Here is an 18,479-nt window from a genome sequence, read left to right as displayed (position 1 = left end):
CTTGGCGGGCACCGACGTGGCGGCGGTCGTGCGCGAGGTGCAGGTGACCCTCGACGCCACCGACCCCCGTGCGCTGGCCGGGTTCTGGCGCGCCGTGCTGGGCTACGTCGACGACGAGCCGCCCGCCGGGTTCGACACGTGGGAGGCGGCCTTGGAGGCCTGGGGCGTGCCGCCCGAGGAGCGGGGGCGGGCCTGGGCACTCCACGACCCCACCGGCAGCGGCCCGCGGCTGTTCTTCCAGCGGGTGCCCGAGGCGAAGACCACGAAGAACCGCGTGCACCTCGACGTGCGGGCCGCGCCGGGTCTCAGCGGCGAGGCGCGCATGGCCGCACTCGAGGCCGAGTGCGAGCGCCTGGTCGCCCTGGGCGGCAGCCGGCTGCGGCGTGTGGAGGCCGACGGCGCCGACGAGGGCATCATCGTGATGGCCGACCCCGAGGGCAACGAGTTCTGCCTCGACTGAGCCCCGTCCCCTTCCCTGCCTCCTGCTCCGACCGCAGCCCCGCCCACAGCTCCCAGCACCGGTCCGTCCGCCGCCCGACCCCTGGTGCGGCGCCGACGGCACGGCGGAGCAGGATGGGGGAGTGAACCCGACCGTCGAGCCCACGCTCCGCGCGGCCCTCCCGGTGTGGACCGTCGGCCTGCTGATCTACCTGCTGGCGGTCTTCCACCGCTCCTCCCTGGCGGTCGCCGGCCTGGCCGCGACCGAGCGCTTCGACATCTCCGCGGCCCAGCTGGCCACCTTCACCATGCTGCAGCTGCTCGTCTACGCCGCGATGCAGGTGCCGGTCGGGCTGCTCGTCGACCGGTTCGGCTCACGCAGCGTGCTGCTGACCGGCGCCGTCGTGCTCTCCGCGGCCCAGGCCGGCTTCGCACTGGCCGAGACCTACCCGCTGGCGCTGCTGGCGCGCTTCTTCGTCGGTCTCGGCGACGCCATGACCTTCATCTGCGTGCTGCGCACCCTCGCGATGTGGTTCGCCCCGCGGCGCATCCCGCTCATCACCCAGCTGACCGGCACGCTCGGCCAGGTCGGCGCCATCGGGGCGGCGGTGCCCATGACCTGGGCGCTCTCGACGGTGGGCTGGACGCGGGCCTACCTGTTCACGGCCTCCCTGGGCGTCATCCTGGCCCTCGTCGGCCTGGTCGTGCTGCGCGACACCCCCGATGCGCGCAACCTGCGCGGCGCCGCCCTGTCACCGAGCGCCGTGCGCCGCAGCCTGGCCGCCTCGTGGGCCCACCCGGGCACGCGCCTGGGCTTCTGGATCCACTTCTCCACCCAGTTCAGCGCGACCACCCTGAGCCTGCTGTGGGGCTACCCGTTCTTCGTGCGCGGCGAGGGGCGCACGCCCACCGAGGCGGGCGTCCTGCTGACGCTGCTCGTCGTCGCCGTGGTCACCGGCGGGCCGGTGCTCGGCTGGCTCGTGGGTCAGCACCCCTGGCACCGCTCGACGATGGCCCTCGTGGTGGTCACGGCGATCGCCGCCACCTGGACCGTCGTGCTGGCCTGGCCGGGGGAGGCGCCGTTCGGCGTGCTGGTCGTGCTGGCCCTGGTCTGCGGGGTGGGTGGTCCGGCCTCGATGATCGGCTTCGACGTGGGGCGCACCTCCAACCCCGCCGAGCGGCTGGCCAGCTCCACCGGCATCATCAACGTGGGCGGCTTCCTGGCCAGCCTGCTGCTGGTCGTGGCCATCGGTCTCGTGCTCGACTGGCGCACCCCGGGGGCGAGCACGTCCTACACCCCGGAGGCCTTCCGGTGGGCGATGGCGCTGCAGTACCTCCTGTGGGGCCTCGGGCTGGTGCAGATCACCCGCTACCGGCTCCGGGCCCGTCGCGTCATCGACCGCGAGGCCCTCCAGGCCGGGGCGCTGCCGTGAGCGAGGAGCGGGCCCCGCTGACCGACGACGGTCACCACGTGGTCATCGACGGGCGCCGCTGGCGCGCGACCGACCCGATGGTGCCCGAGGAGCGTCGCGCCGAGCTGCAGCGGGTGCTCATGGCGTGGCGCCGCGACGTCAGGCGCACCCGCGGCACCGCGGAGGAGAAGCGCTCGCGCGCCGGCGTCCAGGCCGCCAAGGTCGCGCTCGGCGAGCGGGGCGAGCCGTGGTGGGAGCAGAGCGACGCCGAGCGGCGCGCCCGCTGGGAGGCCCACGTCCCCACGCCCGACTGAGCGTGTGCCCCTGGCCCGAGGGCGCTGCTACCTCGACGACGGGCCGGCGTCAGGGCGCAGCCAGCGCGCCAGGAGGGGCGTGAGCAGCAGGATCACCACGAGCCGCAGCACCTGCACGGCCAGCACGTAGGTGACGTCGGCGCCGCTGTCGACCGCCGTGGCCAGGACCGCGAAGAGGCCGCCCGGGGTGGTCGCGAGGTAGGCGGTGAGCCCGTCGACCTCCGTGGTGCGCGCCAGCACCGCGCCCATCGCCGCGGTCGAGACCACCAGGCCCGCGATGAGCACCAGCACGACCGGCAGCATCCTGGCGATGGAGCGCAGGCTCTCGCGGGTGAAGCGCAGCCCGACCTGCACGCCGATCAGCAGGTAGCCCACCCACTGCACCACCACCGGTACGCCGGCAGCGCCGAGCCACCCGGTGGCGGCGAGCACCGCCGCGACCAGCATCGGCCACAGCAGCACGCCCGTCGGCACGGGCAGCGCGCGGGCCAGGGCCAGCCCGAGCACGAGCGACACCAGCACGAAGCCGGTCTCGGTGACCAGCGCACCACCGTCGCTGCCCGCGCCACCTGCGGCGCCGGCGCCGCCGGGCCCGCCCACTCCGCGCGCGGGGGCGAAGACGACGCTGGTGACCAGCGGCATCGCCAGCAGCACGACGAGCACCCGGAGGTACTGCACGACGGTCACGACGCGCTCGTCGGCGCCCAGGTCGCGCGCCACGGCGACGATGCCCGACGCGCCGCCGGCGATGAGGGCGAAGGCGCCGGTGACGGGGGAGACGTCGCGCCGCAGCGCCAGCAGCCGCCCGGCGCCCAGACTGAGGGCGAGGGTGCCGAGGGTGACCAGGGCGATGGGCAGCAGGTCGCGACCCGCCTGCTGGAGCGCGGCCACGCTCACCATGGCTCCGATGGTGACGCCGATGACGCCCTGCCCGACGCGGAAGGCCGCCGGCGGCACCCGCAGCTCGGTCGGGGAGGTCAGGGCGTGCGCCATGCCGCCCAGGAGCGCCCCGAAGAGGACCGGGGAGGGCAGCCCGAGCGCGCCGAGGGCGAGGCTGACGGCCGCGGTGACGGCGAGCACCAGCACCGCGGCCCGCAGGGCCGACCGCGGTCGTCCGGGCCCGGGGGCGGCGCTCAGCGGGGGATCACCGAGAACAGCACCTGCCGCTTGACCATGGCCCAGATGATGAGCACCACCACGGTGTGGATCAGGGTGCCCTGCCAGAAGCTCATGCGGTCCAGACCGGGCACGTTGGCCACGGCCAGTGCGAAGAAGACGTGGACGATGAAGACGTAGAGGCTGGCCTGCCCCATCGGGATCCACAGCCAGCCGATGGCCTTGTCGATGGGCTTCCAGCAGGTGGTGAGCACCGCGAAGGCCACGACCACCACGAGCACCAGGTCGATGAGCCGCCCGGGCTGGAGGAAGACGCGGATGTAGAAGTTCTCCAGCAGCCAGGCGTAGCTGTCGGCGGGCAGCGGGGCCGGGGCGGGTCCGCCGTGGGCGTTGCCCCACCAGATCCAGGCCAGCACGGCGGCGTAGCCCACCACGAAGGCCGCGGTCGCCACCTTCCCTGGCCGCGTCGTGAGCACCCGGGTGATCTGGCGCCGGTAGTAGCCCACCACGAGGCCGTGGGTGAAGGCGACCTGCCAGATGAGCAGGGGGAAGACGGCCTCGAACTGCGAGGGCAGCCAGTGCGGGTCGTCGATGGTGGCGTAGACGTAGCCCGCCCACGACACCGCGAGGACCACCCACCACATCCGGCGCCGGATCAGCCACATCAGCGCCGGCAGCAGCAGGCTGAGCACGACGAAGAGACCCATGATGTTGAAGACCCACGGCCCCATCTCGAGCAGCAGCAGCTGGCGGATCGCGTAGCCGGGCGGGGGGTAGTCGAAGAGCCGCGGGAAGTTCGCGTAGAGGTCGTAGACCTGCCCGGCGACGGCGCCGCCGTTCTCACCCGTGCCGCGGTCGGTGAAGGTGGTGATGTCGGAGGCGTCGACGAGGGGGAGGCGGCCGAGCAGGTAGACGAGGACGACGACCACCAGGGCCACGACGTACTGCTTGCGGGCGCGCTTGAGCATCACGACCGCCGTGGCGCGCTCGCCGAGCTTGCGCACGGTCGGCTCGTAGATCATGCCCAGCACGACCCCGGAGAGCAGCACGAACATCTCGGCGCCGGTGATCGCCCCGATGGCCTTGAGCGACACGAACGAGTACGGGCTGTCGAGCTCGATGTGGGTGACCACCACGGTGATGATGATCATGCCGCGCAGCAGGTCGAGCCGACGGTCGCGCGGGTCGTGCTCGTCGGGGTAGCGCCACGACGGGAGGAAGCGGCCGGCGAACCCGGCGAAGAGGAACAGCGCCGCCAGCAGCACGGCGCACAGCACGATCCAGTCCAGCTCGTTGCCCAGGTCGGTGCCGAGCACGCGGCCCTGGGCACTCGCGGTGTTGGCGGTCTCGAGGTCGAGCACGTTGGTGACCGGCCCCAGGTCGACGCCGGCGGCGCGCAGGTCCTCGCGCAGCGGGCGACCCAGGCCGTCGACGGTGGCGCGCCAGTCGACGGTGCGCCCGCCCGCCTCGTCCTCGGGGCGCTCGACCTCCAGCCAGGTGAGCGCCGCCACGAGGGGGCGCTCGGGCAGGGCGGCGAGCACCTGGCGCCACCAGTCCTGCTTGACCTCGCGGGACCCGGCGCCGCCGGCGTCGGGCACCCACAGCGCCGCGGTGTCGAGCAGCACGGGGGTGTCGCCGGGCGCGGCGAAGCGGTCGTAGAACGACTCGCGGGAGGTGTCGTCGGCGTAGCCCCACGTCTCGTCGAGCCGGGCCTCGAAGGAGCCGGCGGCCGGCACCTCGTTGACCCCGTCGGGGCCGGCGGGCTCGGTCTCGGTGCCGCCGAAGGAGAACAGCGACAGCCCGACCCAGTCGACGGCCTCGTCGCCGGGGTAGTAGGGCGCGTAGGGGTCGTCGGCCTCGTCGAGGGTCCCGTCGCCGTCGGTGTCGAGCACGTCGACCTCGACCTGCCCCGAGGGGTCGACCGCGCGGGCCGACGCGCCGAAGGGGTAGCCCGCTCCGTAGGAGGGCGACCAGACCATCGCGGCGTGCTCGGTGGCCTCGTGCACGGCGTCGGCGACGGTGCGGAAGGCCTCGACGTACGCCGTCGGCTGCTGGCCCCAGGGGGTCCAGGTGCCGTTCATCTCCGGGGCGAAGCGCACGAGCACGTAGCTGTCGTAGGCGCGGTGGAGCTCGACCAGCGCGTCGGCCAGGTCGTCGGCGTCGTCGGCGCCGAGGTCGGCCAGGGCCTCGTCGGGCTCCAGGGTCAGCACCGCCACGGCGCCCTGCGTCGCCGCCTGCTCCCCGAACTGGCGCAGGTACGTCGCGTCCTCGGCTCCCAGCGGGTAGGACACCCGTTGGGAGTACAGCGACGGCGTCTCGCCGAGACGGCGGGAGTAGTCGGCCGGCAGGTCCTGGGCCCAGTCCAGCGTCGGACCGAACCACGGTGCTCCCGCGGCCGGGGCGGGCACCGGGTCGTCGTCGCGCCCGGCCGACGTGCTGGCCCCGGCGGCCCGGGGCACGAGCAGACCCGCCAGGAGGCACGAGAGGAGGCAGACCGCCACGGCGGAGAGGACGGCACGGAGCGCGGCGGCGGGCCGTCGCCCGCCCGGGAGGAGGGTCATGGGGGTCCGATCAGGTCAGCGCAGCCAGGGCGGCCGCATCCGGCGTCGGCGGATCGAGAGGGCGACCATGGCCGCGGCGAGCAGGACGACCACCGCTGAGATCGCCCCGAGGGCGAAGGGCGGGACGCCGCCGTCCTGGGGCCCGGCGGCCTCGTCGTCGGTCTCCGACGTGGGGCTGGCCGCGGGGGAGCGGTCGTCCCCGTCGAAGTCGCCGCCGTCGGCGCGGTCGGGGTCGGTGCCGCTGGTGGTGCCCGCCACGGGACCGAGGTCGTAGCCGCTGTCGAGGAGGTCGGTGCGGAAGGCCCGGGCGATGGCGGGGTTGGCGGTGAGGCCCCACTCGACCACGTTGCCGATCTCGGGCTCGTCACGCTCCTGCTCCAGCCAGAGCACCCCGCCGAGTCGCGGTCGCTCCTCGGTCGCGGCGAGCACCTGGCGCCACCACGGCCGCTGGATGGCCAGGGCGTCGGGGCCGTCGGCGCGGGGGTTCCACAGCGCCGACGTGGTCAGCAGGAAGGGCTGGTTGGGGGTGCCGGCGAAGCGGACGTAGAAGGTCTTGCGCCCCAGGTCGTCGCCGTAGCCGAAGCGCTCCTTGAAGCGCTCGTCGAGCTCGTCGGGCGCCGGCACCGTGTTGGCGCCGAACTGCTGGGTCACGCCGTAGCGCAGCATCGTCAGGCCCACCCAGTCCACGACGTCGTCGCCGGGGTAGTAGGGGCCGTAGGGGTCGTCGGCCTCGGTGACCTGCCCGTCGCCGTCGGTGTCGAGCACCCGACGCGCCGCGGGACTGATCGCGGGGGCGTCGGCCGAGGTCGTCGTGGAGTTGACCGCGCGGTCGAAGGGGTAGCCGGCGCCGTAGGCCGGGGCCCACACCATGGCGGCCTCGTCGGTGGCCGCGTGGACGCCGTCGGCCACGGTGGTGAAGGCGCGCACGTAGTCGCGCGGCTGCTGGCCCCACGCGGTCCAGGAGCCGTTCATCTCCGGTGCGAAGCGCACCAGGAACGTGCTGCCGTCGGCCTCGGCCAGGTCGGCCAGCAGCCCACCGAGGCGCTCGGCGTCCTGGGCGTCGGGCTCGGTGAGGGAGGTCGGCTGGAGCGTCACCACCGCGACGGCGCCCTCGTCGGCGGCCTGGTCGGACAGGTCGGAGATGGCCTCGTCGGTGCTGTCGTTGAGGGGGTAGACGAACGAGCGCCCGAAGAGCGACACGTCGGTGCCCAGCCGGTCGACGTAGGCCTCGGCGGTGTCGGTGCGCCAGTCGAGGTCGGGTCCGAACCAGGGCGCACGCGGGTCCGGCTCGATGGCGGCGTGGGCGGGCGCGACCGACGTCGCGAGCAGCCCGCCGGCCAGGACGGCCGCGGCGCCCGCTGCGAGACGTCCCGCGAGCGCGGTCACGACAGGTCGCATCGCATGCTCCAGTGGTTGCGGCCGTCGGCGCTGTGGAACGACAGGTCCGTGAGCGAGGCCAGGGCGAGCGCCAGCCCACGACCCGACTCGGCGTCCTCGTCGGGCATCGTGACGCGGCTGAGGTCGATCGCCGCGGGCTCGCCGTTGTCGGCGAGGTCGATGAGCACCTCGGCGTCGGTCACGCCGAGGGTGATCGTGAAGCGCCGGCCGTCGCCGCGCTCGTCGGCGGCGGGGCGCCCCGCGTCGACCTCGAAGGCGTGCTCGATGACGTTGGCGAGGATCTCGATCACCGCCATCTCCACCCGCATCCGCTCGGCGACCGGCACCTCCTCGTGCTGCTGCCACAGGTGCTCGAGCAGCACGTGCACGAGGTCGAGCATCTCCTCGCTCGCCGGTGCCGAGAGCTCCAGCCGGTCGGGGAGGGCCTGCAGCGTCGAGGACTCAGTCATCGAAGGCCCCGTCGACGGTGTCGCGCGGACGCAGGATCTTGGTCAGGTTGGTCAGGTCGAGCACCGTCAGGACGGCCTCGGTGGGGCGCGCGATCCGCAGGTCGCCGCCCTGCTGGCGGGTCGACTTCACCCCGCCGATCAGCGCGCCGAGGCCGGAGGAGTCGATGAAGCTGGTGTCGGCGAGGTCGACCACGATGCGGTGCGTGCCACCGGCGACCAGGTCGGCCAGCACGCTCTTGAGCTGGCGGGCGGCCACCATGTTGAGGCGTCCCTCGGGGCGGACGACACCGATCCCGCTGGCGGTGGTGTCGACGTGGAACTCGGTCATGCTGCTCCCTCTGCGTGGCTCTGCCCGGAGGCCCGGTCAGGCGTGTGGCTGGTCGTGTGCGTGCTGCTGGTCGTGGGTTCGGTCGGGCCGGCGGGCGCCGGCGGTGCGTCGACGGGCTCGAAGCCGCGGTAGCGCGCGGCCTTGATGATGACGGAGAAGATCGCGAGGTCGAAGGCGACCCACAGCAGGTTGAGCACCGTGCCGACACCGCCGGCCTGGCCCGCGGCGAGTCGCGCGACGCCGACGACGCTGGCCACGACGAGCGCACCCATCGCGATCAGCTGCGGTCGCACCAGGTGCCAGGCGGGTCCGGTCGGGCTGCGCTTCTCCTTGGGGGTGACGGCGAAGTCGAGGGAGCGGCCCATCACGACGTTGCCGAAGGCGGAGGTGAAGGCGCGGATCCAGGTCGGGAAGAGGGCGAGGGAGTACTGCTGCCCGCGCCAGGTCTTGCGGCCGTTGGCCACGACGAGGAACAGCAGCTGGTTGACGACCAGGAACGGCACGAGGCGGATGAAGAAGTCCGAGCTCAGCGCCTGCACCGGCAGCACGCCGAAGACGAGGTAGATCACCGGGGCCGCCAGGTAGACGATCGCGGCGAAGCCCGACAGGTAGCTCCACATGGTGGAGAAGTACATGAGCCGCTGGCCCCACGTCAGGCGCCGCTGGGTGAGCGGGTTCTCCCGCATCATCACCTGCATGGTGCCCTGGGCCCAGCGCAGCCGCTGGGTCAGCATCGTCTCGAGGTCCTCCGGGGCGAGGCCGAAGGCGAGGTTCTCGTCGTGGTAGGCCGACTTCCAGCCCAGGCCGTGCATCCGCATGCAGGTGGCCATGTCCTCGGTGACCGAGATCGTCGCCATCGGCATCACCGCCTGCGCCTCGCCGTGTCGGTCGACGTTGACGGAGTCGACGAGGGCCTGCACCGAGTCGATCGCGCCCAGCGGGGACCAGTCGCGGTGCGACATGCGCTCGAGCACGCTCTGCGGGTCGACGAGGCTGCCGTCGCCCTCGCCGGACTGCTCCTCCAGGGCGGCGATGGCCTCGAGGTCTGCGGCCATCACCTCGAGGTCGGAGGCCACGAGCCGACGGCGGACCTCCTCGACCGTGCGCTGGAAGTCGTAGGTGACGTCGAACATCGCCTCGCCGCGCCCCAGCCGCTCCCGGGCGTCCTTGACCGCCTGCTCGACCTCGCCGAGGGCGTCACGCACGAGGGTCTCCTCGCGCGGGGTCTGGCGGCGTGCCTTCTTGATGACCGACTCGCCGTAGTACAGGTTGCGCCACACCTTGAGCGCCATCTCGTCGGCGTAGCGCACGACGCCGATCTGCATGAGCGCGTCGCGGCGCAGCACGGCGTTGGAGCCGCAGAAGAAGGCGGCGTTCCAGCCGTCCTTGCCGGCCTGGATCGGGCCGTAGAACAGCGGCGCCTGGCTGCCGAGCGGGTCGTCGTCGGGCACGTTGACGAAGAACTGGTTGGTCTGGACCAGCCCCATCTTCTCGTCGCGGAAGTAGCCCAGGGTGCGGTCGAGGATCTGCGGCTCCGGCACCTGGTCGGCGTCGAGGATGAGCAGGAACTCGCCCTCGGTCTGCTCGAGGGCGTTGTTGAGGTTGCCCGCCTTGGCGTGCCGGGGCATGTCGACCCAGTCCTGCGAGCGGGTGATCCAGCCGACCCCGGCGGCCTCGGCCGCCGCGCGCATCTCCGGGCGGTTGCCGTCGTCGAGGATCCAGGTCTCGTGGGGGTAGCGGATGTCCAGCGCCGCCCGGGCGGTGGCCATGACGAGGTCGATGGGCTCGTTGTAGGTCGTGATGAGGACGTCGACCGTCAGGCCCTCCTCGGGCAGCGGGGGCTCGCCGCGCTCCTTGAGCCGCCACATGCCGAGCCCGAACAGCAGCGAGTCGACCAGGCTGTAGGTCTCCGCGACGACGAGCGGCACGGCCAGCCACCAGGCGTCCCAGTTCACCGAGAACAGCCACCGCCACACGACGTAGTTCAGGCCGAGGATGGCCGTCACCAGGACGATGGACCGGATCAGCAGCAGCCGGCGGGTCATGGGCTGTCCTCCTGCGAGGGCGAGAGGGGCGCGGGGGAGGGGGCGTAGTAGACGGCGACCGCGGTCACGTCGTCGAGGGGGGTGCGCTCGCGCGCCAGCAGGGCGATCCCGGCGAGCAGCGAGTTGACGTCGTCGTGCGCGGCGACGAGGGCGCCGATCGGCTCCCACCAGCGCACCTGCTCGTCGACGAGGTCGAGCAGGCCGTCGCTGAACATCAGCACGCGGTCGCCGGGCTCGAGCTGCACGTCGAGCTCGCCCCAGTGGTCGTCGGGCAGGACGCCGATCGGCGCGTCGGAGCCGCCGAGGCGCACGACCTCGCCGTCGGGCCGGACCACCAGGCACAGCCCGCTGCCGGCGTCGACGTAGCGCAGGTAGCCGTCGTCGAGGTCGATGGCGGCCTCGAAGAGGGTCACGAAGGACTCCGTGCGCTCGAGGTCGGCCATCAGGCTGCGCGCGACCTGGGTCACGGTGACCCCGAGGTCGACGCCCGCGACGACGGCGGAGTGGGTGCCGCGCAGGGCCGAGCGGACCCCGGCCCCCACCAGCGCGGCTCCGGTGCCCTTGCCCATGACGTCGCCCAGGCCGAGGTGGGCCACGCCCTGGGCGATGCCGTAGTCGTAGAAGTCGCCGCCGACGGCCAGGGAGGGCAGGCACATCCCGTTGATGGTCCAGGAGTCGGAGCTGAGGGCGCGCGCGGGCAGCATCGAGGACTGCACCCAGGTCGCCTGGGTCATCTCGGTGGAGGCCACGAGCTCCTGCTGGGCCCAGGCGGCCATGTCGTCGAAGGCGGTCAGCCGCTCCGCGTCGAGGCGGCGCGGGCGGGTGTCGTAGATGGCGAACGTGCCCACGACGTTGCCGGCCGGGTCGAGGATCGGCTGGGCGGCGTAGAACCGGATGCCGAGGTCGGTGACCGCCGGGAGGTGGGCGAAGCGCTCGTCGAGGGAGGCGTCCTCGACGATCATCAGCGCGCCGCCGGCGTGGGTCTCGTCGCACAGGCAGTCGACGCGGGGCAGCTCGCGACCGGGCAGGCCGTACATGCCGGGGAAGAGGGCACGGTCGCCGTCGAGCACGGTGACGCTGGACATCGGCACGTCGAAGACCAGGTGGGCCAGCCGGGCGATGCGGTCGAAGCGCTCCTCGGGGCGGTCGAGCTGGAGCCCGAGCGACTCCACGGCCCGCTGCCGACGGTCCTCCTTGGCCGCGTCGAGCGCGTGCGGCATCGCGGTGGTGCTCCCCATGTGTGTCGAACCCTTTCAGGGCTGTGTCCCGAATGCGCCAACTCTGTCACGTCACAGGCGCCTCGCGTGTCACAACCTAGGAAGTCGTCGGCCGCTGCCGCATCCCCCGTTCGGCCACCGGGCCGCCCCTCGCGCGGCGGGCGCCGACCCGGTGCACGGGTGCGGCGACGCGGCTCCGGACGACGCGATAGCGTGGCACCGACGTCGAGTCGAGGGGGTCGAGCGTGTCGAAGGGTCAGCGCGTCGTGGTCGTCGAGGACGACCCCGACATCAGCGCCACGCTGGTGATGGTGCTCGAGCGCACCGGGCTCGAGGTCCACGCCACGGACCGCGGTGAGCGGGCCGTGGAGCTGGTGCGCGAGCTGTCGCCCGACCTGGTGACCCTCGACCTCACCCTGCCCGACATGGACGGCACCGAGGTGTGTCGCCGGCTGCGGGAGTTCAGCGACGCCTTCATCATGATGATCACCGGTCGCAGCGACGAGATCGACCGGCTCATCGGGCTCGAGGTCGGCGCCGACGACTACATGGCCAAGCCCTTCTCGGCCCAGGAGGTCCGGGCTCGGGTGGCGGCGCTCCTGCGTCGGGCGCGCTCGGCGGTCGAGGCGCCCCCGCTCAGCATGGACGCCGGCGGCGGCCTGACCCTGCTGCCCAGCGCCCACACCGCCACCCTCGACGGCGCCCCGCTGCCCTTGACCCCGGCGGAGGTCGACCTGATGGCGGCGTTCGCGAGCCGGCCGGGGGAGACCTGGACGCGTGGTGAGCTCGTGCGCACCGTGTGGCAGGGCGAGTTCATCGAGTCCGACTTCCTCGTCGACGTCCACGTCGGCAACCTGCGGCGCAAGCTGCGCCGCGCCGGCAGCAAGCGCAGCTGGATCCGCACCGTCGACGGCTCGGGCTACGTCTACGACCCGTCCTGACGGGCGCCGCGGTTGACGGTGAGCCCCACCAGGCGCGCAACCACCAGCGCGACGTAGAGCACGCCGGCCAGCATCTCGATCATCACGAACGAGCGCGCGTGGGGCAGCACGGGCACGACGTCGGAGAGGCCGACGCTGGTGAGGGTCGAGAACGACAGGTAGAGCAGCTCGAACCACGCGCGGTCCTGCGCCGGGCCCGTGCCGACGAACGACCCCGGCCAGACCACCTGGAGGGCTGCGTAGACGTAGGCGAAGCCCCACGCCACGACCGTGAAGGCCGCGCCGGTGGCGAAGAGCTCGTCGCGGGTCACCCGGTCGTCGTGGAAGAGGTAGCGGATCATGCTGTAGGAGACGTAGAAGTAGAACGGTGCGTGCAGCAGGGCCGAGACGAGCACCACCCAGGCGGTGTCGGGCGTCGCGGCCTCGAGCACGGTGAACACCATCGCCGGGGCGCCCACCACCAGGGCGATCCAGTTCAGCGCCGGGGTGCGGCGCACGGCCCACAGCGCCAGGCCGACGACGGCGATCTGCACCACGCCGATGAGCGCGCGCCCCACGACGCTGCCGTCGAGGAACGGGTAGGCCAGGATCGCCACCAGCTGGGCGCCGAGGAGCACCCCCGAGGGCTGGTCGCCGAGCACGGGCCGGAGCCGGTGCCGGTCGTCGGGGTCCACCTCGCCGCCCGGGGTCGGCCGCGTGACGCGCTCCCGACTCACGGGAGGTGGGCCTGCTTCCGCTCGAGCTTGCGGGTCACCGACGCGACCGTCTCCTCGCGGGTCAGCAGGACCCGCGCGTAGTTGACGAACGTCGCCGCCATCACGATGGCCGGCCACGGGAAGGCGGGGTCGAAGCCCGGGCCGCCGAGGCCGAGCGAGGCCCACACCACCCAGCAGACCAGGGTCGGGCCGAGGAAGCCCAGCAGCGCCTGGCGGCGCTCCGCGTCGTAGGCCGCCACGGCCCGCGCGTGGATCTGGGCCGGGGTGAGCGCACCGGGGCGCCCGGCGGGGACGCCCGGCCCCGCGACCTCCAGGACGGGCCGCTGCGGCAGGAGGTCGGCGAGGAGCGGGGGCACCTCCCCGAGCGTGCGGAGCCCGGAGGCCCTCGCGGAGCGCTCCTCGAGGTCGGCCGGGTCGAGACGCCCGTCGGCGTAGGCCTCCGCGAGCACGTCCTGCACGACCGAGCGGTCGCGGTCGGAGGCGCGCAGGGCCGCGTGCTCGGGCAGGCGCGGGTCGTGGGCGAACGACGACCAGACCCCGGAGACATCCACGCGCGTCATCCTAGGCCCGCCCGACGGGGGAGCCGGCCGGTCCGTGCGGCCCGGCGCGAGGTCGCTGGCGCGACACGGCGAACGGGAGGACCATCGGACCGTGACCTCGACCGACGGGAACGCCGCGACCCCAGGGGCCGTCGTGACCTGCGACCTGGTCGTCGTCGGCGCCGGCCCGACGGGCCTCTTCGCGACCTACTACGCAGGCTTCCGTGGGCTCCGGGTGGCTCTCGTCGACTCCCTGCCCGAGCTCGGCGGCCAGGTCACCGCGATGTACCCCGAGAAGCTCATCCTCGACGTCGCGGGCTTCCCCGCCGTGCGCGGACGCGACCTGGTGAGCGCCCTGGTCGAGCAGGCGGCCGGCGCCGACGCCGTGCACCTGCTCGGACGCACGGCCTCGACCCTGGTGCACGGCGAGGACGAGGTGGTGGTCGGGCTCGACGACGGCACACAGGTGCGCGCCGGCGCCGTGCTGGTGACGGCGGGGATCGGGCGCTTCGCCCCGCGCCCCCTCGCGGCGGGTGAGGGCTGGCTGGGGCGCGGGCTGGAGTTCTTCGTGCCGACCAGCGAGCCCTACGCCGGGCGCGACGTGGTGGTCGTCGGCGGCGGTGACAGCGCGCTCGACTGGGTGCTGCACCTGGAGCCCGTGGCCCGGTCGGTCACCCTCGTGCACCGGCGTACGGCGTTCCGCGCCCACGAGCGCACCGTGGCGCAGGTGCGGGCCTCCTCGGCGCGCGTGCTGACCGACGCCGAGGTCGTCGCGCTGCGACCGGTCGAGGGGGAGGCCGGCCGGCCGCTGGCCGAGGTCGACGTCGCGCGGGGCGAGGCCCGGGCCGGGACGCGCGAGGTGCTGACGCTGCCGTGCCAGGCGGTGGTGGCGGCGCTCGGCTTCGTCGCCGACCTCGGTCCGCTCCAGGGCTGGGGACTGGGCGTCGAGCGGCGCCACGTGGTGGTCGACGCGGCCATGCGCACGTCGCTGCCGCGGGTCTTCGCCGCCGGCGACGTGGCCGAGCACCCCGGCAAGGTCCGGTTGATCGCCACCGGCTTCGGGGAGGCGGCGACCGCGGTCAACAACGCGGCGGTGGTGATCGACCCGGCCGCCTCGACCTTCCCCGGCCACTCCAGCGCCCTCGGCTGAGGAGCGGCCCCGGGTCCGTCTAGGCTACCGGTGCGTAGCCCGCCGGGTCGCGCGTCGTCGTCGAGAAGGGTCGGGACACGAATGCGGGTGGCCTTGCTGTCCTACCGCTCCAAGCCGCACTGCGGGGGCCAGGGCATCTACGTCCGTCACCTCTCGCGCGAGCTGGTGGCCCTGGGGCACACCGTCGAGGTCTTCTCGGGCCAGCCCTACCCCGAGCTCGACCCGGGCGTGGCGCTGACGAAGGTGCCGAGCCTCGACCTCTACCGCGAGACCGACCCCTTCCGCGTGCCCCACCTGCGCGAGTTCCGCGACCGGGTCGACGTGGAGGAGTTCGCCACGATGTGCGCCGCGGGCTTCCCCGAGCCCAAGACCTTCAGCACGCGGGTGGCGCGGCTGCTGCGCGAGCGCGCCGACGAGTTCGACATCGCCCACGACAACCAGGTGCTGGGCTACGGCATGCTCGACGTGGAGCAGGTCATGCCGCTCATCACCACGCTGCACCACCCGATCACCTTCGACCGCCGCATCGACCTCGAGGGCGCCACGCACCCGTGGCGCAAGGTGACGCTGCGCCGCTGGTACGGCTTCCTGCGGATGCAGGGTCGCGTGGCCCGCAGCGCCCGCCGGATCCTCACGCCCTCGGAGACCTCGCGGCGCGACATCGCCACCGACTTCGGCGTCGACCCCGCCCGCATGCAGACCATCCTGCTCGGCGTCGACGACGTCTTCGTGCCGCCGACCGAGCCGCGCGTGCCGGGCCGCATCCTGGCCATGGCCAGCGCCGACGCCCCGATGAAGGGCATCGCCACGCTGCTGGAGGCCTTCGCCAAGCTCCGCACCGAGCGCGACCTCGAGCTGGTGCTGGTGACGCGTCCTCAGCCCGGGGGCCGCACCGAGCAGCTCATCGACCGGCTCGCGATCGGAGACGCGGTCTCCTTCGTCCACGGCGTCTCCGACGAGGAGCTGGTGCGGCTGATGGGCTCTGCCGAGCTCGCGTGCGTGCCCTCGCTCTACGAGGGCTTCTCGCTGCCGACCGCCGAGCTCATGGCGTGCGCGACGCCCCTGGTCGTCTCGCGGGCCGGCGCCATCCCCGAGGTCGTGGGACCCGACGGCGAGTGCGCCGACCTGGTCGCCCCGGGCGACGTCGGGGAGCTCGAGGCCGCCCTGGCCGCGCTGCTCGACGACCCCGAGCGCCGCGCGAGGATGGGCGCCGCCGGGCGCCGACGGGTCGAGGAGATGTTCAGCTGGCGGGCGGTCGCGGCCACGGTGGCCGAGGCCTACGACGAGGTCGTCGCCGCCTGGAGGGCCGAGGGGCCCATGCCGTCCACCGGCCGCAAGGGCCGCCGCAGCAGGAGGAACGCACGTGCTGACCGTTGACTTCGACCGCCTGGGCCTGCGCCCCGGCGACCGCGTGCTCGACATGGGCTGCGGCGCCGGTCGCCACGCCTTCGAGATGTACCGCCGCGGCGGCGACGTGGTCGCCTTCGACCAGGACGCCGACGAGCTGGCCGGGGTGCGCGAGCTCTTCGTGGCCATGCGCGAGGCCGGTGAGGTGCCCGAGGGCGCCGAGGCCGACGTCAAGGAGGGCGACGCCCTGCAGCTGCCCTTCGCCGACGGGGAGTTCGACCGCGTCGTCGCGGCCGAGGTGCTCGAGCACATCCCGGCCGACATCCAGGCCATCGAGGAGCTCGTGCGCGTGCTGCGGCCCGGCGGCACCCTGGCGGTCTCGGTGCCGCGGTGGTTCCCCGAGGTCGTCAACTGGAAGCTCTCCGACGACTACCACAACGTCCCGGGCGGCCACATCCGCATCTACTCCGACAAGGAGCTGATCGGCAAGCTCGCCAACGCCGGGCTGGCCTTCGAGGGCAAGGACTACGCCCACGGCCTGCACTCGCCCTACTGGTGGATCAAGTGCGCCGTCGGCGTGCGCAACGACGACCACCCCCTCGCCAGGGCCTACCACCGGCTGCTGGTGTGGGAGATCATGAAGCAGCCGCGTGCGCTGCGCGTGGCCGGCCGGGTGCTCGACCCGCTCATCGGCAAGAGCATGGTGCTCTACTTCCGCAAGCCGTCGGCGGCGCATGTCTGAGCGGCTGCCGCACGTCGACGGCGTGCTCAGCCCGGGCCAGGTGGCGCAGACCGCGGCCAGCATCGCCCGGATGCAGGAGCCCGACGGGGCGATCCCGTGGACGACCGGCGAGCACGTCGACGTGTGGAACCACGTGGAGGCCGCGATGGCGCTGCTCGTGGGCGGCGAGGTCGAGGCCGCCGAGGCGGCGTACGACTGGGTGCCGCGCTGGCAGCGCGCCGACGGATCCTGGCCGATGAAGATCGTCGCCGGGCAGGTCGAGGACGACCGCGGCGAGGTCAACATGAGCGCCTACCTCGCGGTGGGCCTGTGGCACCACTGGCTCGTGCGCCACGACGCGGCGTACGTCGCGACACTGTGGCCGGCCGTGCGCGCGGGGCTCGACTGGGTGGTGGCCCAGCAGCTGCCCTTCGGCGGCCTCAACTGGACCCCCGACGACCAGGGGGCCCTGCTGGCCGGGTCGTCGAGCGTCTACCAGTCGCTGCGGGCCGGCGTCGCGCTCGCCGAGCTGCTCGACGACCCGCAGCCGGAGTGGGAGCTGGCCGGCGGCCGGCTCGGACACGCCGTGCGCCACCACCGCGACCTGTTCCTGGACAAGTCCACCTTCTCCATGGACTGGTACTACCCCGTCCTCGGCGGTGCCGTGCGAGGGCCGGCCGCCTCGGCGCTGCTCGCCTCGCGCTGGGACGACTTCGTCGTGCCCGGGCTGGGCATCCGCTGCGTCGACACCAACCCGTGGGTCACGGGCGCCGAGACGTGCGAGCTCGTGCTCGCCCTCGACGCGGTCGGCGACCACGGGGGCGCGCTGCGGCTGCTGGGCGACATGCAGCACCTGCGTCACGAGGACGGCAGCTACTGGACCGGCTGGGTCTTCGGCGACGACGTCCACTGGCCCGGTGAGCAGACCACCTACACCGCCGCCGCCGTGCTGCTGGCCGTCGATGCGCTGGGGGAGACCTACGGACACGCCACCCCGGGCTCGGGGATCATGCGCGGCACGTCGCTGGCCCCGCACTTCGCGGAGATCGCGCTGGAGTGCGGGTGCCCGTCGCCCGACTCAGCCGACCGGCTCGCCCGCCCGTCCTGAGTCGCGCCGCAGCACCCGCATCGAGCCGACGGTCTCCACCTCGCTGAAGGCACCGCCCGCCAGCGCCCGCTGCACGACGTGCCAGGGCGCCTGGCCGCCGTCGGCGGGGTCGGGGAAGACGTCGTGCACCACCAGGAGCCCGCCGGCCTCGACCCAGGGCGCCCAGCCGCTGTAGTCGTTCTGGGCGTGCTCCTCGGCGTGCCCGCCGTCGATGAAGACCAGCGACAGCGGGGTGCGCCAGTGGCGCGCGACCGTGGTGCTGGCCCCGACCACCGCGACGACGAGGTCCTCGAGCCCGGAGCGCTCCAGGGTGCGCCGGAAGACCGGCAGCGTGTCCATGCGACCGGTCTCGGCGTCGACCAGGCTCGCGTCGTGGTGCTCCCAGCCGGCCTGGTTCTCCTCCGAGCCGCGGTGGTGGTCCACCGTGAAGACCACCGCCTGCGGCCCACCGACCTCCCGGGCAGCGGCGGCGAGGTGGATCGCCGACTTGCCGCAGTAGGTGCCGACCTCGAGCACCGGCCCGTGGGGCAGGCGCTCGAGGGCGCGGCGGTGGAGCAGCAGCCCCTCGTCGAGGGGCATGAAGCCCTTCGCCGCCCGGGCGTGGTGCTGCCAGTCGGCTCCGGTCGGGTCCTGCGCGGTGGTGGGCACCGCTGGAGGCTAGCGCCGCGCCGGTGGGGCC

General features: G+C 73.6%; 18 protein-coding genes. 8 read left to right on the top strand and 10 right to left on the bottom strand.

Annotated features, from left to right (window positions below; all coding sequences use genetic code 11):
* The first annotated feature begins 1 nt into the window (after nt 1).
* From IR170_RS01520 to IR170_RS01510, 3 genes are all read left to right on the top strand, one after another.
* The gene (locus IR170_RS01520; RefSeq protein WP_227488383.1) at nt 2-460 is read left to right on the top strand and encodes a VOC family protein; all 459 of its coding nucleotides are present in this window, start codon (nt 2-4) and stop codon (nt 458-460) included.
* 121 nt (nt 461-581) lie between these two features.
* On the top strand, nt 582-1,871 hold the full coding sequence (locus IR170_RS01515) for an MFS transporter (protein WP_319804859.1): 1,290 nt from the start codon (nt 582-584) through the stop codon (nt 1,869-1,871).
* Nucleotides 1,868-2,164 carry a hypothetical protein gene (locus IR170_RS01510; RefSeq protein WP_319804858.1) on the top strand — a complete coding sequence of 99 codons (297 nt, stop codon included), beginning with the start codon at nt 1,868-1,870 and terminating at the stop codon, nt 2,162-2,164. Before IR170_RS01515 ends, IR170_RS01510 begins: the two co-directional genes overlap by 4 nt.
* A gap of 27 nt (nt 2,165-2,191) precedes the next feature.
* On the opposite strand, the gene IR170_RS01505 is transcribed toward IR170_RS01510, so the two are convergent.
* Genes IR170_RS01505 through IR170_RS01475 form a run of 7 tightly spaced genes read right to left on the bottom strand, consistent with a single transcriptional unit; the run spans nt 2,192 to nt 11,299 of the window.
* On the bottom strand, nt 2,192-3,250 hold the full coding sequence (locus IR170_RS01505) for an AbrB family transcriptional regulator (protein ID WP_319804857.1): 1,059 nt from the start codon (nt 3,248-3,250) through the stop codon (nt 2,192-2,194).
* A 47-nt stretch (nt 3,251-3,297) separates the two neighbouring features.
* Nucleotides 3,298-5,841, bottom strand: coding sequence for an OpgC domain-containing protein (gene opgC, locus IR170_RS01500; RefSeq protein WP_193660942.1), 2,544 nt, complete (start codon nt 5,839-5,841; stop codon nt 3,298-3,300).
* A gap of 15 nt (nt 5,842-5,856) precedes the next feature.
* The gene (locus IR170_RS01495) at nt 5,857-7,239 is read right to left on the bottom strand and encodes a glycoside hydrolase family 26 protein (protein WP_193660941.1); all 1,383 of its coding nucleotides are present in this window, start codon (nt 7,237-7,239) and stop codon (nt 5,857-5,859) included.
* Entirely contained in the window at nt 7,224-7,688 is a 465-nt protein-coding gene (locus tag IR170_RS01490; protein ID WP_193660940.1) for an ATP-binding protein, read from the bottom strand. Before IR170_RS01490 ends, IR170_RS01495 begins: the two co-directional genes overlap by 16 nt.
* A complete protein-coding gene (locus tag IR170_RS01485; RefSeq protein WP_056864314.1) occupies nt 7,681-8,016 on the bottom strand; it encodes an STAS domain-containing protein in 336 nt (111 codons plus the stop codon). Before IR170_RS01485 ends, IR170_RS01490 begins: the two co-directional genes overlap by 8 nt.
* Nucleotides 8,013-10,061 (bottom strand): glycosyltransferase, encoded by a 2,049-nt coding sequence (locus IR170_RS01480; protein WP_193660939.1) that lies wholly within the window; start codon nt 10,059-10,061, stop codon nt 8,013-8,015. The genes IR170_RS01485 and IR170_RS01480 overlap by 4 nt, the downstream gene beginning before the upstream one ends.
* Nucleotides 10,058-11,299 (bottom strand): PP2C family protein-serine/threonine phosphatase, encoded by a 1,242-nt coding sequence (locus IR170_RS01475; RefSeq protein WP_193660938.1) that lies wholly within the window; start codon nt 11,297-11,299, stop codon nt 10,058-10,060. The genes IR170_RS01480 and IR170_RS01475 overlap by 4 nt, the downstream gene beginning before the upstream one ends.
* A 224-nt stretch (nt 11,300-11,523) precedes the next feature.
* On the opposite strand from IR170_RS01475, the gene IR170_RS20155 reads away from it, so the two are divergent.
* The gene (locus IR170_RS20155) at nt 11,524-12,219 is read left to right on the top strand and encodes a response regulator transcription factor (protein WP_319804856.1); all 696 of its coding nucleotides are present in this window, start codon (nt 11,524-11,526) and stop codon (nt 12,217-12,219) included.
* Here the strand turns inward: IR170_RS20155 and IR170_RS01465 are convergent.
* Both IR170_RS01465 and IR170_RS01460 read right to left on the bottom strand, forming a co-directional pair.
* Nucleotides 12,204-12,935 (bottom strand): potassium channel family protein, encoded by a 732-nt coding sequence (locus IR170_RS01465; RefSeq protein WP_319804855.1) that lies wholly within the window; start codon nt 12,933-12,935, stop codon nt 12,204-12,206. The genes IR170_RS20155 and IR170_RS01465 overlap by 16 nt on opposite strands.
* Nucleotides 12,932-13,486 carry a DUF1707 SHOCT-like domain-containing protein gene (locus IR170_RS01460; protein WP_319804854.1) on the bottom strand — a complete coding sequence of 185 codons (555 nt, stop codon included), beginning with the start codon at nt 13,484-13,486 and terminating at the stop codon, nt 12,932-12,934. Before IR170_RS01460 ends, IR170_RS01465 begins: the two co-directional genes overlap by 4 nt.
* A gap of 100 nt (nt 13,487-13,586) precedes the next feature.
* Between IR170_RS01460 and IR170_RS01455 the strand changes: the two genes are divergently transcribed.
* The 4 genes from IR170_RS01455 to IR170_RS01440 all read left to right on the top strand — a co-directional run bounded on the left by IR170_RS01455 (nt 13,587) and on the right by IR170_RS01440 (nt 17,800).
* Nucleotides 13,587-14,624, top strand: coding sequence for an NAD(P)/FAD-dependent oxidoreductase (locus tag IR170_RS01455; protein ID WP_319804853.1), 1,038 nt, complete (start codon nt 13,587-13,589; stop codon nt 14,622-14,624).
* Between the two features lie 81 nt (nt 14,625-14,705).
* Complete coding sequence (locus IR170_RS01450) at nt 14,706-16,001, top strand: glycosyltransferase family 4 protein (protein ID WP_193660936.1); 1,296 nt, start codon at nt 14,706-14,708, stop codon at nt 15,999-16,001.
* Entirely contained in the window at nt 15,988-16,713 is a 726-nt protein-coding gene (locus IR170_RS01445) for a class I SAM-dependent methyltransferase (protein ID WP_193660935.1), read from the top strand. Before IR170_RS01450 ends, IR170_RS01445 begins: the two co-directional genes overlap by 14 nt.
* Nucleotides 16,706-17,800, top strand: coding sequence for a prenyltransferase (locus IR170_RS01440; RefSeq protein ID WP_193660934.1), 1,095 nt, complete (start codon nt 16,706-16,708; stop codon nt 17,798-17,800). The genes IR170_RS01445 and IR170_RS01440 overlap by 8 nt, the downstream gene beginning before the upstream one ends.
* On the opposite strand, the gene IR170_RS01435 is transcribed toward IR170_RS01440, so the two are convergent.
* Complete coding sequence (locus IR170_RS01435; RefSeq protein ID WP_228943106.1) at nt 17,771-18,448, bottom strand: class I SAM-dependent methyltransferase; 678 nt, start codon at nt 18,446-18,448, stop codon at nt 17,771-17,773. The two genes, IR170_RS01440 and IR170_RS01435, sit on opposite strands and share 30 nt — an antisense overlap.
* Nucleotides 18,449-18,479 lie beyond the last annotated feature (31 nt).

The organism is Nocardioides kribbensis (assembly GCF_015070375.1).
Lineage (GTDB): Bacteria > Actinomycetota > Actinomycetes > Propionibacteriales > Nocardioidaceae > Nocardioides > Nocardioides kribbensis.
Note: the sequence above shows the minus strand (reverse complement) of the source record. Positions and strands in the feature narration are given on the sequence as shown.

Excerpts from the sequence above, each read along its gene's own strand:
- IR170_RS01450 (WP_193660936.1), top strand. The coding sequence starts at position 14,706 with ATGCGGGTGGCCTTGCTGTCCTACCGCTCCAAGCCGCACTGCGGGGGC.
- IR170_RS01485 (WP_056864314.1), bottom strand. The coding sequence starts at position 8,016 with ATGACCGAGTTCCACGTCGACACCACCGCCAGCGGGATCGGTGTCGTC.
- opgC (WP_193660942.1), bottom strand. The coding sequence starts at position 5,841 with ATGACCCTCCTCCCGGGCGGGCGACGGCCCGCCGCCGCGCTCCGTGCC.
- IR170_RS01475 (WP_193660938.1), bottom strand. The coding sequence starts at position 11,299 with ATGGGGAGCACCACCGCGATGCCGCACGCGCTCGACGCGGCCAAGGAG.
- IR170_RS01440 (WP_193660934.1), top strand. The coding sequence starts at position 16,706 with ATGTCTGAGCGGCTGCCGCACGTCGACGGCGTGCTCAGCCCGGGCCAG.
- IR170_RS01490 (WP_193660940.1), bottom strand. The coding sequence starts at position 7,688 with ATGACTGAGTCCTCGACGCTGCAGGCCCTCCCCGACCGGCTGGAGCTC.
- IR170_RS01495 (WP_193660941.1), bottom strand. The coding sequence starts at position 7,239 with ATGCGACCTGTCGTGACCGCGCTCGCGGGACGTCTCGCAGCGGGCGCC.
- IR170_RS01480 (WP_193660939.1), bottom strand. The coding sequence starts at position 10,061 with ATGACCCGCCGGCTGCTGCTGATCCGGTCCATCGTCCTGGTGACGGCC.